The 13,924-nt window shown below is 74.2% G+C and carries 11 protein-coding genes; 4 read left to right on the top strand and 7 right to left on the bottom strand.

Features of this window, described 5'->3' with window-relative positions; translation table 11 throughout:
- Positions 1-21: 21 nt before the first annotated feature.
- The 6 genes from ACFUEL_RS02675 to ACFUEL_RS02650 form a co-directional block, all read right to left on the bottom strand.
- The gene (locus tag ACFUEL_RS02675; protein WP_380234090.1) at positions 22-2,340 is read right to left on the bottom strand and encodes a hypothetical protein; all 2,319 of its coding nucleotides are present in this window, start codon (positions 2,338-2,340) and stop codon (positions 22-24) included.
- Positions 2,337-3,047 (bottom strand): ABC transporter ATP-binding protein, encoded by a 711-nt coding sequence (locus tag ACFUEL_RS02670; RefSeq protein ID WP_380234089.1) that lies wholly within the window; start codon positions 3,045-3,047, stop codon positions 2,337-2,339. Before ACFUEL_RS02670 ends, ACFUEL_RS02675 begins: the two co-directional genes overlap by 4 nt.
- 161 nt (positions 3,048-3,208) lie before the next feature.
- Positions 3,209-5,371 carry a 3-hydroxyacyl-CoA dehydrogenase NAD-binding domain-containing protein gene (locus ACFUEL_RS02665; RefSeq protein WP_380234088.1) on the bottom strand — a complete coding sequence of 721 codons (2,163 nt, stop codon included), beginning with the start codon at positions 5,369-5,371 and terminating at the stop codon, positions 3,209-3,211.
- 41 nt (positions 5,372-5,412) lie between these two features.
- Entirely contained in the window at positions 5,413-6,633 is a 1,221-nt protein-coding gene (locus tag ACFUEL_RS02660) for an acetyl-CoA C-acetyltransferase (protein WP_380234087.1), read from the bottom strand.
- A 46-nt stretch (positions 6,634-6,679) separates the two neighbouring features.
- Positions 6,680-7,822, bottom strand: coding sequence for an acyl-CoA dehydrogenase family protein (locus ACFUEL_RS02655; RefSeq protein WP_380234086.1), 1,143 nt, complete (start codon positions 7,820-7,822; stop codon positions 6,680-6,682).
- Between the two features lie 12 nt (positions 7,823-7,834).
- On the bottom strand, positions 7,835-9,049 hold the full coding sequence (locus ACFUEL_RS02650; RefSeq protein ID WP_380234085.1) for a CaiB/BaiF CoA transferase family protein: 1,215 nt from the start codon (positions 9,047-9,049) through the stop codon (positions 7,835-7,837).
- A gap of 302 nt (positions 9,050-9,351) precedes the next feature.
- Here ACFUEL_RS02650 and ACFUEL_RS02645 point away from each other — a divergent pair, with 302 nt between their 5' ends.
- The 3 genes from ACFUEL_RS02645 (at position 9,352) to ACFUEL_RS02635 (ending at position 11,337) form a co-directional block, all read left to right on the top strand.
- Entirely contained in the window at positions 9,352-10,059 is a 708-nt protein-coding gene (locus ACFUEL_RS02645; protein ID WP_380234084.1) for a GNAT family N-acetyltransferase, read from the top strand.
- Between the two features lie 178 nt (positions 10,060-10,237).
- Positions 10,238-10,501 carry a DUF1876 domain-containing protein gene (locus ACFUEL_RS02640; protein ID WP_380234083.1) on the top strand — a complete coding sequence of 88 codons (264 nt, stop codon included), beginning with the start codon at positions 10,238-10,240 and terminating at the stop codon, positions 10,499-10,501.
- A gap of 134 nt (positions 10,502-10,635) precedes the next feature.
- The gene (locus tag ACFUEL_RS02635; RefSeq protein WP_380234082.1) at positions 10,636-11,337 is read left to right on the top strand and encodes a Pr6Pr family membrane protein; all 702 of its coding nucleotides are present in this window, start codon (positions 10,636-10,638) and stop codon (positions 11,335-11,337) included.
- Positions 11,338-11,394: 57 nt separating this feature from the next.
- Here ACFUEL_RS02635 and ACFUEL_RS02630 read toward each other — a convergent pair whose 3' ends face one another.
- The gene (locus ACFUEL_RS02630) at positions 11,395-12,207 is read right to left on the bottom strand and encodes an IclR family transcriptional regulator (protein ID WP_380234080.1); all 813 of its coding nucleotides are present in this window, start codon (positions 12,205-12,207) and stop codon (positions 11,395-11,397) included.
- Between the two features lie 203 nt (positions 12,208-12,410).
- Between ACFUEL_RS02630 and ACFUEL_RS02625 the strand changes: the two genes are divergently transcribed.
- On the top strand, positions 12,411-13,709 hold the full coding sequence (locus ACFUEL_RS02625) for a sugar ABC transporter substrate-binding protein (protein WP_380234126.1): 1,299 nt from the start codon (positions 12,411-12,413) through the stop codon (positions 13,707-13,709).
- Positions 13,710-13,924 lie beyond the last annotated feature (215 nt).

Genomic DNA, 13,924 nt, shown 5'->3' with positions numbered 1-13,924 from the left:
CGGCCCCGCGCCGGGCCACGGTCAGGGCCGGGGCGGCGCCGGGTGGGCGGGGTCCGCAGGCGGAGCGGCGCCGGGCGGTCGGCGGCGGCGGGGGGTGCGCAGGGTGGTCCAGCTGCTCGCGAGGGCGGTGAGGACGACGGCGGCGACCCCGGCGAGCGCGGCGAGGAGGTAGGGGAGGCCGCTGTCGAGGCGGTCGTCGTTGATGCGCAGGTAGGCGGCGCCGACCGTGCCGGAGGCGAGGGTGGCCAGGGCGGCGGTGACCGTCGAGGTGAGGGCGGATTCGGCGAGGTGGACGGCGGTCAGCCGGGTGCGCGGGACGCCCAGCGCCCGCAGGCCGAACCACTCGCGGCGGCGGCCGCCGTCCTCGGCGACGGACAGCACGGCGCCGAGCAGGGTGATCGCGGCCGCGGTGGCCAGTCCGAGCAGGACCCAGCTGCCGGTGCTGTCGACCGTCTCCGACATCTGGTAGGAGTTCTCCAGCCGGTGCGCGGGCGAGGAGGACACGACCCAGGCCCGTACGTCCTCCCAGGCCGCCGGGTCCACCGCGACCCGCAGGTAGGCGGTGTGCTGGAAGGGCTCGCCCAGTGCGGTGAGCGCGGGGTCGTCGGGCGGCAGCACCATGGCGGCCTCCACCGGGGCGTCCTGCCCGTCCGGGACGGTCAGTGCCGCGGTGGCGGGCGGGAGGGTCTGCGCGCGGGTGAGGTCGGCGGAGCGGACCAGCAGCGGCCCGGCCGTCCCGGTGTCCGCCGGGGCGGGGACGTCGTCGCGGCGCAGCGCCATCCGGCCGCCGGTGCAGTCGGGCAGCGGCCGGGCGAAGAGGGCTTCCAGCTGCGGGCAGGTGGCGACGAGCGCGGTGGCGGCGGGGCGGGCGGCGGTGTCCTGCCCGGGTTCCCACAGGGCGACGGCGGGGACGAGGGAGCGGACGGCGGACGGGGGCTCGTCCAGGTGGAGCGGGACGGATTCGAGGGTCTCGGCCCGGGTCAGCAGGTCGGCGTGCCCGGCGGCGCGGGCCTGGACGGTCCAGGGCAGGTTCGGCTGGGCGAGGACCTGGGCGACGGGCTGGGCCGCGCCGACCGCGAACACCGCGACCCCGACCATCCCGGCCACCCGGAACCTCGACTGGGCGTCGGCGGCGACCCGACGGGTGGTCAGCAACCAGACGGTGCCCGCCTCGATCCGTCCCAGCAGCCGGGCCAGTCGCTGGCCGCTCCAGGCCGCGGCACTGGGCAGGCCGGCGCCGAGGAGGACGACGGCCGTCCACAGCAGCGGGTCGCGGGCCTTGTGGCGCCAGTACGCGACCGCGACGAGCAGCAGGCCGGCGCCGAACAGCAGCGCCACCCACGGGCTGGTGAGGCGTACCGGCCTGAGGAAGCCCACACCGCGCGCGGTGCGGGCGGAGCCGGCGGCGGTGGCCGCGCCCAGCACCCCGGCGAGGACGGCCGGCACCGCGACGGCGAGCGCGGACCGAGCGGCCGTGACCCGCAGGTCGGCGCCGAAGAGTTCCCGGCCGGTCACCGGTAGGGCGAGGGCGTCCGGCAGCAGCCACGGCCAGGCGAGCACGGCGAGCAGTGCCCCCGCCGCGACGGGCAGCGCGGTTTCCACCGCACCCCCCAGCCGGGCGCAGGAGGCGGGCAGGCCGAGCAGCCGCAGCGCCTGGTGGCGGACAGTGCGGACCTGGCGGCCGAAGCGGCTGGCGGTGAGCACGAGGGCGAAGCCGGGCAGGACGAGGAAGAGCATGCAGCCCAGCGCCGGGTACCAGCCGAATCCGGGGCCGCCCTCGCCGCCGAACCCGATCAGCGGGCCCTGGCCGGTCCGCAGTTCCTCGGGCGCGACCCCCACGTAGGCCAGCAGTTGGCCCGCGCTGCCGACGGCCGCGGGCGGCAGCACGGCGACGTCCCGGCCGGCGAACCAGCGCCCGATCGGCCCGCCGGAGTCGCGCAGCAGCCTCCCCAGCGCCGGGCTGACCAGCACCTGTCCCGGGTGCGGCCAGGCGGTGATGCCGGGCGCGAGCGGACCGCGGCCGGACGGGTCGGCCACCCGCACGACCTTCACCCGGTGGCCCCGGTAGTCCTGCTCCAGTTCGCTCCACCCGGTCTCCGCGACTCCGGGGCGGCTGAACACGGGGGCGCCGCCCTGCCCCGGCTGGGGCCCGAGCACCGGCACCATCGCCGCCGCGCGGGCGTTCTCGCGCCCCTGCATCGCCGCGGTGCCGAAGGCGGCCAGCACGCCCAGCGCGGCCACCGCGCCGACCAGGGCGAGCAGCACGACCCGGCGCCGCCCCTGGCGTGAGACGACGGTCCGCCAGGCGACCGCGAGCGCGGTCCGCAACGACGCGCTCATCCGGCCCCGGTCCCCGTCCCGGCCCCGGTTCCGGCCTCCGTTCCGGTTCCGACCTCCCGGCCGCCGGCCAGGACCACGGTGCGGTCGGCGCGGGCGGCCAGGTGCCGGTCGTGGGTGACCAGGACCACCGCCGCGCCGTGCGTGCGGGCCTGCTGGAGCAGCAGGTCGAACACCGCCTCGGAGTTGCGGTCGTCCAGGGCGCCCGTCGGCTCGTCCGCGAACACCACGTCCGGACGGTGCACCACCGCCCGTGCGATCGCCGCCCGCTGCAGTTCCCCGCCGGACACCTCCCCGACCGTGCGCGGCCCCAGGTGCCCGACACCGAGCGCGTCCAGTTGCTCGGCCGCCCGCTCCCGGGCCCGCGCCGCCCGGACCCCCTGCAGGCGCAGCGGCAGCGAGACGTTCTCCACCAGCGTCAACTCCGGGACGAGGTCGCCGAACTGGAAGACGAACCCGAAGTGGGAGCGGCGCAGTTCGTCGCGTTGGCGCTCCGTCATGGTCTCGACCGGCCGGTCCCGGAAGAGGACGCTGCCGCTGTCGGGGGCCAGCAGCCCGGAGAGGCAGTGCAGGAGGGTGGTCTTGCCCGATCCGGACGCACCCACCACCCCCACCACCTCTCCGGGGCCGATGCTCAGGTCCACGCCCGCCACTGCGGCGGTCGGGCCGTAGTTGACGTGCAGGGCCCTGGCCCGCAGGACGGGTGTCACGCGTGCGCTCCTTGCGTCGGCCGGCGAAGTCGAACGAGCGGTCGACGCAACAGTAGCCACTGCGGCCGCCGCCGGTGGCCGGATTCCCCAACCGTTCGTCCCCTGACGGCTGTTGGCCCTTGCACCGGAGCGGCGGCCGTTCCTGGTAGCGGCAGCCGTTCCTAGTAGCGGCCGCCGCTCTCGGCGAGGGCGACCAGCGAGGCGGGCGGGGTGAAGCGTTCGCCGTAGGCGGCGGCGAGTTCGCGGGCGCGGGCGGTGAAGCCGGCCGGGCCGCCGGGGTAGCCGTTGACGTACTGGAGGACGCCGCCGGTCCAGGCGGGGAAGCCGATGCCGAGGATGGAGCCGATGTTGGCGTCGGCGACCGAGGTGAGGACGTTCTCGTCGAGGCAGCGGATCGAGTCGAGCGCCTCGCTGAACAGCATCCGCTCCTTCATGTCCTCGAACGGGATCTCCGCGCCGGACTGCACGAAGTGCTCGCGCAGGCCGGGCCAGAGCCGGGTGCGGCGGCCGTCGGCGTACTCGTAGAAGCCGGCGCCGCCGCTGCGGCCGGGGCGGTCGAACTCGTCGAGCATCCGGTCCAGGACGGCTTCGCCGGGGTGGCCGGTCCAGCTGCCGCCGGCCTCCTCGACGGCGCGGCGGGCCTCGTTGCGGATCTTGCGGGGCAGGGTGAGGGTGAGTTCGTCGAGCAGCGCGAGGACCTTGGCGGGGTAGCCGGCCTGGGCGGCGGCCTGTTCGACGGAGGACGGGTCGAGGCCCTCTCCGATCATCGCGACGCCCTCGTTGAGGAACTGGCCGATGACCCGGGAGGTGAAGAATCCGCGGGAGTCGTTGACCACGATCGGGGTCTTGCGGATCTGCCGGACCAGGTCGAAGGCCCGGGCGAGCGCCTCGTCGCCGGTGCGCGGGCCGCGGATGATCTCGACCAGCGGCATCTTGTCGACGGGCGAGAAGAAGTGCAGGCCGATGAAGTCGGCGCTCCGTTCGACGCCTTCGGCGAGCAGGCCGATCGGCAGGGTGGAGGTGTTGGAGCAGAGCAGCGCGTCGGGCGCGACGACGTGCTGGACCTCCTGGAACACCTTGTGCTTGAGCTCGGGGTTCTCGAAGACCGCCTCGATGACGGTGTCGCAGCCGGCCAGGTCGGCGGCGTCCGCGGTGGGGGTGATCCGGGCCAGGAACGCGGCGCGCTCGTCGGCGGTCATCCGGCCGCGGGCCACCTGCTTGTCCAACAGGCCCGCGCTGTACGCCTTTCCGCGTTCGGCGGCCTCGGCGGTGACGTCCTTGAGCAGGACGTCGAGGCCCGCCGCGGCGCAGGAGTACGCGATGCCCGCGCCCATCATGCCCGCGCCCAGCACCGCGACCTTCGCGGCCTTCCGTTCGGGCACCGAACTCGGGCGGGAGGCGCCGGAGTTGACGGCCTGCATGTCGAAGAAGAACGCCTTGATCATGTTCTTCGAGGTGGGCCCGCAGGCGAGTTCGGTGAAGTACCGGGCCTCGACGGCGAACGCGGTGTCCACGTCGACCTGGCTGCTCTCCACCGCCGCGGCCAGGATGTTGCGCGGCGCCGGGTAGGGCGCGCCGTTGAGCTGCTTGCGCAGGTTGGCGGGGAAGGCGGGCAGGTTGGCGGCGAGCGCGGGGGTGCTGGGCGTGCCGCCGGGGATCTTGTACCCCTTGGCGTCCCAGGGCTGCAGGCTGGTCGGGTGGGCGGCGAGGAAGGCGCGCGCCTTGGCGTCCATCTCCTCGGCGGTGGCGGCGAGTTCGTGCACCAGGCCGTGCTCGAGGGCCTGCGCCGGGCGGTACCGCTGACCTTGCAGGAGCACCTTGAGCAGGGCGTCGGCGATGCCGAGCATCCGCACGGTGCGCACCACTCCGCCGCCGCCGGGCAGCAGGCCGAGGGTGACCTCGGGCAGGCCGATCCTGCTGCCGGGGGCGTCCAGGGCGATCCGGTGGTGGCAGGCGAGGGCGATCTCCAGGCCGCCGCCGAGCGCGGCGCCGTTGATCGCGGCGACCACCGGCTTGCCGAGCGTCTCCAGCCGGCGCAGCGCCCGCTTGATCCGCATCGAGTCGGTGAACACCCGCTCGGCGTCCTCGGGCCCGGCCGCGGAGAGCAGGGTGAGGTCGCCGCCGGCGAAGAAGGTCTTCTTCGCGGAGGTGACGATGACGCCGGTCAACTCCGGTGTGGCGGACAGCCGTTCGACGGTGGCTTCGAGCGCGTCGGTGAACGCGGCGTTCATGGTGTTGGCGGACTGGGCGGGGTCGTCGAGGACGAGGGTGACCACGCCGTCCTGGTCCTGCTCCCAGCGGATGGGGCTGCTCACGTCGGTCATGTCTGTGAAGTCCTTGGGTGTGTACGTGAGTTGACGGATGGTCAGGAGTTGACGCGTTCGATGACGGTGGCGATGCCCATGCCGCCGCCGACGCACAGGGTGGCCAGGCCGTAGCGCAGGTCGCGGCGCTCCAGTTCGTCGACCAGGGTGCCGATCAGCATGGCGCCGGTCGCGCCGAGCGGGTGGCCGAGCGCGATGGCGCCGCCGTTGACGTTCACCTGGTCGTGCCGGAAGCCGAGTTCGCGCATGAAGCGCAGGGCAACGGCGGCGAACGCCTCGTTGATCTCGACCAGGTCGATGTCGGCGGCGCTCAGCCCGGCCTTGGCGAGCGCCTTGCGGGTGGCGGGGGCGGGGCCGGTGAGCATGATGGTGGGTTCGGAGCCGGAGACCGCGGCGGAGACGATCCGGGCCCGCGGGGTGAGGCCGTAGCGCTCGCCGATCTCCCGCGAGCCGATCGCGACCAGCGCGGCGCCGTCCACGATGCCGGAGGAGTTGCCCGCGTGGTGGACGTGGTCGATGGACTCCACCCAGTGGTACTTCTGCAGCGCGACGGCGTCGAAGCCGCCGAGTTCGCCGATGTCGGCGAAGGACGGCTTGAGCCCGGCCAGCGACTCGACGGTGGTGCCGGGGCGGATGAACTCGTCGCGGCCCAGCACCACCAGCCCGTTGCGGTCGCGCACCGGCACCACCGAGCGGTCGAACAGGCCGTCGGCCTGCGCCTTCGCCGCGCGGGCCTGCGACTCGGCGGCGAACGCGTCCACGTCGGTGCGGCTCAGGCCCTCGACGGTGGCGATCAGGTCGGCGCCGATGCCCTGCGGGACGAAGCCGGTCTCGTACGCGGTCATCGGGTCGGCGAACCAGGCACCGCCGTCCGAGCCCATCTTGACCCGGGACATCGACTCGACGCCGCCGGCCAGGATCAGGTCCTCCCAGCCCGAACGGACCTTCGCCGCAGCCAGGTTGACCGCCTCCAGGCCGGACGCGCAGAAGCGGTTCTCCTGCACGCCCGCGACGGTGTCGGGCAGCCCGGCGGCGATCGCCGCGACCCGGGCGATGTCGGAGCCCTGGTCGCCGATCGGGCTGACCACGCCGAGCACGATGTCGTCGATCGCCGCCGGGTCCAACGACGGGAAGCGGCGCCGGAGTTCGTGGATCAGGCCGACCACCAGGTCGATCGGCTTGGTGCCGTGCAGGGAGCCGTTCTGCTTGCCGCGCCCGCGCGGGGTGCGGATCGCGTCGTAGACGTACGCTTCGGTGGTCACGGTGTGGGTGCCTTTCGGACGGTTTCGGTCGGTCGGCGGGGCGGGCTCAGGAGAGCAGGGAGCGGCCGACGATCTCTTTCATGATCTCGGTGGTGCCGCCGTAGATGGTCTGGACACGCCCGTCGGTGAACGCCCGAGCAACCGCGCTGTCGCTCATGTAGCCGGAGCCGCCGTGCAGTTGCAGACAGCGGTCGGCGGTGCGCTTCTGCAGTTCGGTGGCCCACCACTTGGCCATCGAGGCGTCCACTGGGGTCAGCGCGTACCGGTTGTGCTCGGTGACGCAGCGGTCCACGAAGGCCCGGGTGACGGCGCACTCGGTGGCCAGTTCGGCGATCTCGAACCGGACGTGCTGGAGCTTGGCCAGCGGCCGGCCGAACGCGGTGCGCCGCTTGACGTACCCGATGGTCTCCTCCAGGACGGACTCGGCGGCGGCGATCGCGGCCACCGCGATCGCCAGCCGCTCCTGGGCCAGGTTGCGCATCAGGTGGAGGAAGCCCTGGTTCTCCTCCCCCAGCAGGTCGGCCTTCGGGACGCGCACGTCGTGGAAGAACAACTCGGCGGTGTCCTGCGCGTGCTGGCCGATCTTGTCGAGGTTGCGGCCGCGCTCGAAGCCCGGCGCGCCGCGCTCGACCACCAGCAGGCTCAGGCCGTGCGCGCCGCCCTCGGCGGTGGTCTTCGCGACCACCACGACCAGGTCGGCCAGGATGCCGTTGGAGATGAAGGTCTTGGCGCCGTTCAGCAGGTAGTGGTCGCCCGCGTCGACCGCGGTGGTGCGGATCGCCTGCAGGTCGGAGCCGGTCTCCGGTTCGGTCATCGCGATCGCGGTGACCAGCTCGCCGGAGCAGAAGCCGGGCAGCCAGCGCCGCTTCTGCTCCTCGGTGCCCAGGCCGGTCAGGTACGGGCCGACGATGTCGTTGTGCAGGCCGACGGCCAGGCCGCTGGCCCCGGCCCGGACGAACTCCTCGGCCAGCACGGCGGCGAACCGGAAGTCGGCGCTGCCCCCGCCCCCGTACCGCTCCTCCACCGCCAGGCCGAGCAGCCCGGCCTTCCCGGCGGCCAGCCAGGCGGAGCGGTCGACGACGCCCTGCCGCTCCCAGCGGGCGTGGTGCGGGACGACCTCCCGCTCCAGGAAGGCCCGGACGGTGGTGCGGAAGTCCTCGTGCTCCTCGGTGTAGAGCTCGCGCTGCACGGGCTGGTCCCTTCAGGAGGCGGGCGGGGCAGGGGGGTTCGGGTTCGGGTTCGGGGCGGAACTTGTTGCGGGGCTCGATGCGGGGCTCGATGCGGGGCTCGTTGCCGGGGCCAGGGCGGGGACGGCCCAGTCGCGGGCCACCTCGGCGGTGTGCTCGCCGGGCCGGGCGGGCGGGGTGCGCAGCGCGCCGGGGGTGGCGGAGAAGCGCGGGGCGGGGGCGGGCTGGCGGGTGCCGCCGTGTTCGGGGTAGCTGCCGCGGGCCGCCAGGTGCGGGTGCTCGGCGGCCTGACCGAGCGTCAACACCGGTGCCACGCAGGCGTCGTGGCCCTCGAACAGGGCCGTCCACTCGGCCTGGGTACGGGTGGCGAACCGGGCCGCCAGGATCTCCCGCAGTTCGGGCCAGCGCGCCGGGTCGTACTGGTCGGGGGCGTCCGGGCCGAGCTCCAGCAGACGGGCGAACTCGGCGTAGAAGCGCGGCTCCAGCGGGCCGACCGCCATCCAGCGGCCGTCCGAGGTGCGGTACGTGCCGTACCAGGGGGCGCCGCCGTCCAGCAGGTTGGTGCCGCGCCGGTCCTGCCAGAGCCCGGCGTCCAGCAGGCCCCACAGCATGGTGGACAGGTGCGCGGCGCCGTCCACGATCGCGGCGTCCACCACCTGGCCGGTGCCGGTGGCGCGGGCGTGGTGCAGCGCGGCGAGCAGGCCGACCACCAGGTAGAGCGAGCCGCCCGCGTAGTCGCCGAGCAGGTTGGCGGGGATCGCCGGGGGCCCGTCGGGCGGGCCGATCAGCCCGAGCAGGCCGGAGGTCGCCAGATAGGTGACGTCGTGCCCGGCGCGCTCGGCCAGCGGCCCGTCCTGCCCCCAGCCGGTCATCCGGCCGTACACCAGCGCCGGATTGCGGGCCAGGCAGTCGTCCGGACCGACACCGAGGCGTTCGGCGACACCGGGACGCCAGCCCTCCACCAGCAGGTCGGCGCGGGCCGCCAGGTCGCGGACGGCGGCGGCGCCCGCGTCCGTCTTCAGGTCGACCAGGACGGAGCGCTTGTTGCGGTTGGTCAGGTCCCGCGCCGGGTCCGGCCCGAGGCCCTGCCCACCGGGCCGGTCGACCCGCACCACGTCCGCCCCCAGGTCGGCGAGCAGCATCGCGGCGAACGGACCGGGCCCGATGCCCGCCAGCTCCAGCACCCGAACCCCCACCAGGGGGCCGGAGGGGGGTGTTGCGGAGGTCATCGGCGACCGCCTCCCAGGTTTGACAGTGAAGCTGTCACAGTGGCGATGATAGGGACGTGACTCGCCGGTAACAAGAGCCCGGCAACGCCGACGGCGGGGCACCGAGCAGAGCAGGCGGCCCGGCGGTTGGGCACAGCCGGGCACAGCGGCGCCGGGCAGGGCGCGCGTCGGGCAGGCGCGCGTCGACCGGGCGGGCTGGCTGGACGCGCCCCGAGCGCGTCGGTGACCGCAGTGCGCGGGATCCGCGACGGGCGTGTCCGATCATGGAGGGTGGACCGATCGACCGGGAGGGATCCGCGGACATGGGCACACCTGACACCGCCGTACTGGACGACCCCGTGGGCGCCTCGCTGCACGGCGCTCACGCGCACCTGGCCCGGCGGCACGGGCGGGCGGTGCGCTACGACCCGGAGGTGGCGAGCTTCAGCAGCGTCGGCACCGCTCCCGGGCCCGGGGACTGGGACGACTTGGCCGGGCTGCTCGGGGCTGGGGAGTTCGCGGACCTGTTCAGCTGCCCGGCGCTGCCGCCCGCCCACTGGAAGCCCGAATTCGTGCTGGACGGGCACCAGTTGGTGCAGCGGGAGCCGATCCGTCCGGCCGCTCCCGCCGGGTTGCGGGTGGTCGAGCTGGGGGCCGCCGACGTGCCCGAGATGCTGGCCCTGGTGGAGCGCACCCGCCCCGGCCCGTTCCGGCCGCGCACCCGCGAACTCGGGACCTACCTGGGCGTCCGCGACCCCGGCGACCCGGACGGTCCCCTGCTCGCGATGGCCGGCGAACGGCTGCGGCCGCCCGGCTTCACCGAGGTCTCCGCCGTCTGCACCGCCCCCGAGGCCCGCGGCCGCGGCCTGGCCGCCCACCTGGTCGGCGAACTCGCCGCCCGGATCACCGCCCGCGGCGAACGCCCGTTCCTGCACGTGGCCGCCACCAACACCGGCGCGCTCGCCCTCTACGAGCGGCTCGGCTTCGTCCGCCACGCCGACGTGGTCTTCCGCGGCTTCCGCACCCCCTGACCACCGACCGACCGCCACCGACCCGACCACCACCGACCCGACCACCACCGACCCGACCACCACCGACCCGACCACCGCCGTCCCGGCCGCCGCCGTCGCGGCCGCCGCCGTCGCGCGTTGACGCCCGGCGGACCGCGGCGGAGGCTGGAAGGGAACGAAGCCGGGAAGGTGAACCGCCATGCAGAACCACTGGGTCGTCGACCTGAACTTCGACGAGGACGAGTCCCGCACCACCTGCACCGCCGCGCTCAGCGGCTTCAGCGCCCCCGGCGCCCGCGGCACCGGCACGGCCCGGCGCAATCCGGGTGACGACGCCGACGCCGCGATCGGCGAGGAACTGGCCGCCGCCCGCGCCTGCAACGACCTCGCCCAGCAGCTGATCGGGCGCGCCGCGTCCGGCATCGAGGGCCACACCCACACCCCCGCGCAGCTGTCCTTCTGAGCCCGGACGGACGCGCGGGCGGGTGCGCACCACCCCCGACCGGTGATCTTTTCCGACCGTCGAACCGGCGGGTAGAGTGCGGCGACCTGTCGTGCCCACGGGGGGCACCGCCGAAACGAACGACCGGTGACCGCATGACCGTCTGGGCCCGACCCGCCACCTGGTGGCGCAGCGCCATCGTCCTGTCCGCGTTCCTGGGGATCTTCCTCAGCAACAGCTCGCTGGTGTACTTCACCATCCAGAGCAACGTGATCGTGCTCGGCTACTTCCTGGCCGCGATCTACTGGATGGCCAGGCGCGACACCGCCGACGCCCCGGCGCCCCGGCTGCGCGGCGCCGCCGTCCTGTACATCACCATCACCGGCATCGTCGCGCACGTGCTGCTCAACCACGGCGAGAACCCGATCCCCGGCCTGTTCTCCGGCCCCGAGCGGCTCCAGCACTGGTCCAGCTTCTTCCTGCACTACACCACTCCGGTGCTGGTCCTGGCCGAGTGGCTGGTGTTCTCCCCGCGCAACGCCTCCCGCTGGCGCGACCTGCCGCTGTGGCTCTCCTACCCCCTCGGCTACGCCGTGCTCACCGAGACCCGGGCGATCCTCTTCCCGGACTTCCCCGTCCGCTACCCGTACTTCTTCCTCGACCCGACCGAGAAGGGCTACGCCTGGGTCGGCCTCCAGATGGTCGAGTTGGTCGCCGAGTTCGCCGTCCTCGGCGCCCTGGTCATCGGCCTGGACCGCCTCGGCACCAGGCTCCGCCGCACCCCGGCCGCCGGAGCCGCCGAAGCGGTCAGGACCACCGGGAACGCCGAGAGCGCCGAGACCACCAAGGCCGGCTGAGGGTTCGCCCGCCCGGCCCGGCGCCCCGTCCACCCGCCGGTGGGCGGGGCGGCGCCGTCAGCGCGTCGAGCCCATCCGCCGGGAGACGCGGGCCGCGGTGGCGGCGACGACGGGGCCGAGTTCGCGGGCGCGGGCGGCGGTGATGCGGGAGGTGAGGGCGGAGGTGGAGATGGCGCCGATGACGGTGTTGTTGTGGTCGAAGACGGGGGCGGCGATGCAGCGGACCTCGGGTTCGTTCTCGCGGTCGTCGACGGCGTAGCCGCGGGTGCGGATCCGGGTGAGGTCGGCGCGCAGGGCGGCGGCCGAGGTGAGGGTGCGGGTGGTGATGGCGGGCAGGCCGTCGGCGACGACGGCGGCGAAGGCGTCCTCGGGCATCCAGGCGAGCATGGCCTTGCCGACGGCGGTGCAGTACATGGGGGCGCGGCTGCCGATCCGGGAGGCCATCCGGACGGCGGTCTCGTTCTCGACCTTGTCGACGTAGACCACGTACGGGGTGTCGGGGACGCACAGGTGGACGGTGCCGCCGACCTCGCGCATCAGCTGGTGGGCCTCCTCGGAGGCGGCGGTGCGCAGGTCGAGGGTGGCGAGGTACGCCTGGCCGAGCTGGAGGGCGCCGGGGCCGAGCCGGAAGTGGCCGGTGTCGCGGTCGCGGGTGAGGAGTTGGGCGTCGACCAGCGGGGCGGCCAGCCGCAGCACGGTGGACTTGGACATCTCCAGGCCGTCGGCGAGCGCGGTGAGGCTGAGGTCGGTGCCGGCCGCCGCGTGGTCCCGGACGTGTTCGAGCACCGCGAGGGCGCGGCGCAGCGACGCGGACTGGTTGCGTTCCGGCCGGCCCTCGGCGGGCCGGCTCTCGGCGGCGGTGCTGGTCATGGGGTGTGACGCTACGGCGCGCACCGGCCGGGTGCCAGTTCCGCAGCACATCGTTTTGCAGTGCAGAACTTTCGCGGTCTGCTCTTGTCGCCGTGCCCGGCGGGTTTCTAACGTCCCGCTCACACCGATCCCCCCACTGCATGTCCCGGTTCGCCCCGGGGCGCGCAGGTGCGTCCCGCTGCGGCGAGGAGATGACGTTGAGCATGAAGAAGCTGGCCCGTGGTGCCGCCCTTGCCGTGCTGGCCGGCACCGTGGCCACGGCCTGTGCGCCGGGCACCGCGAAGAACACCGTCTCCGCGGACAAGCAGACCGGCACCGTGAAGGTGTGGCTGTACGACGAGGCGAACCGGGCGCCGAAGGAGCAGGTGGTGGCGCAGGCCGTCGCCGACTTCAAGGCGAAGCACGCGGGCGTCGAGGTCGAGGTGTCGTACATCCCGACCGACGCCGGTCCGCGCGCCGAGAAGATGAAGGGCGCGTTCAACGACCCGTCCTCGGCGCCGGACGTGGTGGAGTTCGGCAACACCGACCTGTTCGGCTACACCGCCTCGGGCGGCCTGGCCGACATCACCTCCGACCTGGCCGGCTGGGAGGAGGGCAAGGACCTGCCGCAGGACCTGAAGGACACCGCGGTGGTGGACGGCAAGACGTACGGCCTGCCCTGGTGGCTGGGCGTGCGGGCGCTGTATTACCGCACCGACGTGTTCACCGAGCTGGGCCTGCAGGCGCCGACCACCTACGACGGGCTGAAGTCGGCGGCGGAGAAGGTGCGGGCCGCGCACGGCGACATGCTGGGCATCGCGGTCGGCGGCAAGTACACCTTCGGCGCGCTGCCGTTCGTGTGGGCCAACGGCGGCGACCTGGCGACGCAGGGCGGTTCGGCATACACCTCGGCGATCGACTCGGCGCAGTCGCAGGCGGGCGTGAAGGCGTACACCGACCTGTTCACGGACGCGATCTGCCCGGCGCAGCAGTGCGCCGACCTGACCGGCGGCAAGACCGTGGAGGCGTTCGCGGCGGGCAAGGCCGGCATGGCGATCCTGCCGAACTCCTCGCGCAGCGCGGTGGAGGCGGGCGCGGCGAAGGACAAGTACGCGATCGTGCCGCTGCCGGGCACCACGGCCGGGACGATCGCCCCGGCGTTCTCCGGCGGCAACGACCTGGGCGTGATGAAGTCGACCCAGCACCGCAGCCTGGCGGCCGACTTCATCAAGGAACTGGCGTCGAAGAAGAACCAGCTGGCGCTGTTCGACGCGATGGGCAACCTGCCGACGCTGTCCTCGGCGCGCGCCGAGGTGGTGCAGAAGCAGCCGTGGCTGAAGCCGTTCACCGACACCATCGCGGCGGGCACCAAGTTCGTCCCGAAGGACGCCGCCTGGGCCAAGATCGACGCCCAGAACGTGGTGCCGACGATGCTGCAGAAGGTCATCACCGGCAAGTCCGACGTGGCCGGTGCCACCAAGGAGGCCGCGGCCGCGATGAACACCTCGTTCAGCGGCAAGTAGCCACCGGCCCGTAGAGAAGCGGAAGTTGTCGATGCCTGCCACGACCGTCACCGCCCCGGCGGACCGGGGTGACTCCCCGGTCCGCCCGGCGGGCGGCGCCCCCCCCCGGGGCCGCGGCCGCTCGCGGGCCCGCGCCCGGGGGCCCGTAGCCCCGTGTGAGGCTGGCGCCGCCCGCCGGGGGGTGGAGCGCGTTGTTGGCGGCCCGCGGGAACAGC

Origin of the sequence: Kitasatospora sp. NPDC057198 (assembly GCF_042670125.1) — a bacterium.
Taxonomy (GTDB): domain Bacteria; phylum Actinomycetota; class Actinomycetes; order Streptomycetales; family Streptomycetaceae; genus Kitasatospora.
This window is presented reverse-complemented; position numbering and strand designations above follow the sequence as displayed.

Coding starts and splice junctions, on each gene's coding strand:
- ACFUEL_RS02675 (WP_380234090.1), bottom strand. CDS start 2,340: ATGAGCGCGTCGTTGCGGACCGCGCTCGCGGTCGCCTGGCGGACCGTC.
- ACFUEL_RS02665 (WP_380234088.1), bottom strand. CDS start 5,371: ATGACCGACGTGAGCAGCCCCATCCGCTGGGAGCAGGACCAGGACGGC.
- ACFUEL_RS02650 (WP_380234085.1), bottom strand. CDS start 9,049: ATGACCTCCGCAACACCCCCCTCCGGCCCCCTGGTGGGGGTTCGGGTG.
- ACFUEL_RS02645 (WP_380234084.1), top strand. CDS start 9,352: ATGGGCACACCTGACACCGCCGTACTGGACGACCCCGTGGGCGCCTCG.
- ACFUEL_RS02640 (WP_380234083.1), top strand. CDS start 10,238: ATGCAGAACCACTGGGTCGTCGACCTGAACTTCGACGAGGACGAGTCC.
- ACFUEL_RS02635 (WP_380234082.1), top strand. CDS start 10,636: ATGACCGTCTGGGCCCGACCCGCCACCTGGTGGCGCAGCGCCATCGTC.
- ACFUEL_RS02630 (WP_380234080.1), bottom strand. CDS start 12,207: ATGACCAGCACCGCCGCCGAGAGCCGGCCCGCCGAGGGCCGGCCGGAA.
- ACFUEL_RS02625 (WP_380234126.1), top strand. CDS start 12,411: ATGAAGAAGCTGGCCCGTGGTGCCGCCCTTGCCGTGCTGGCCGGCACC.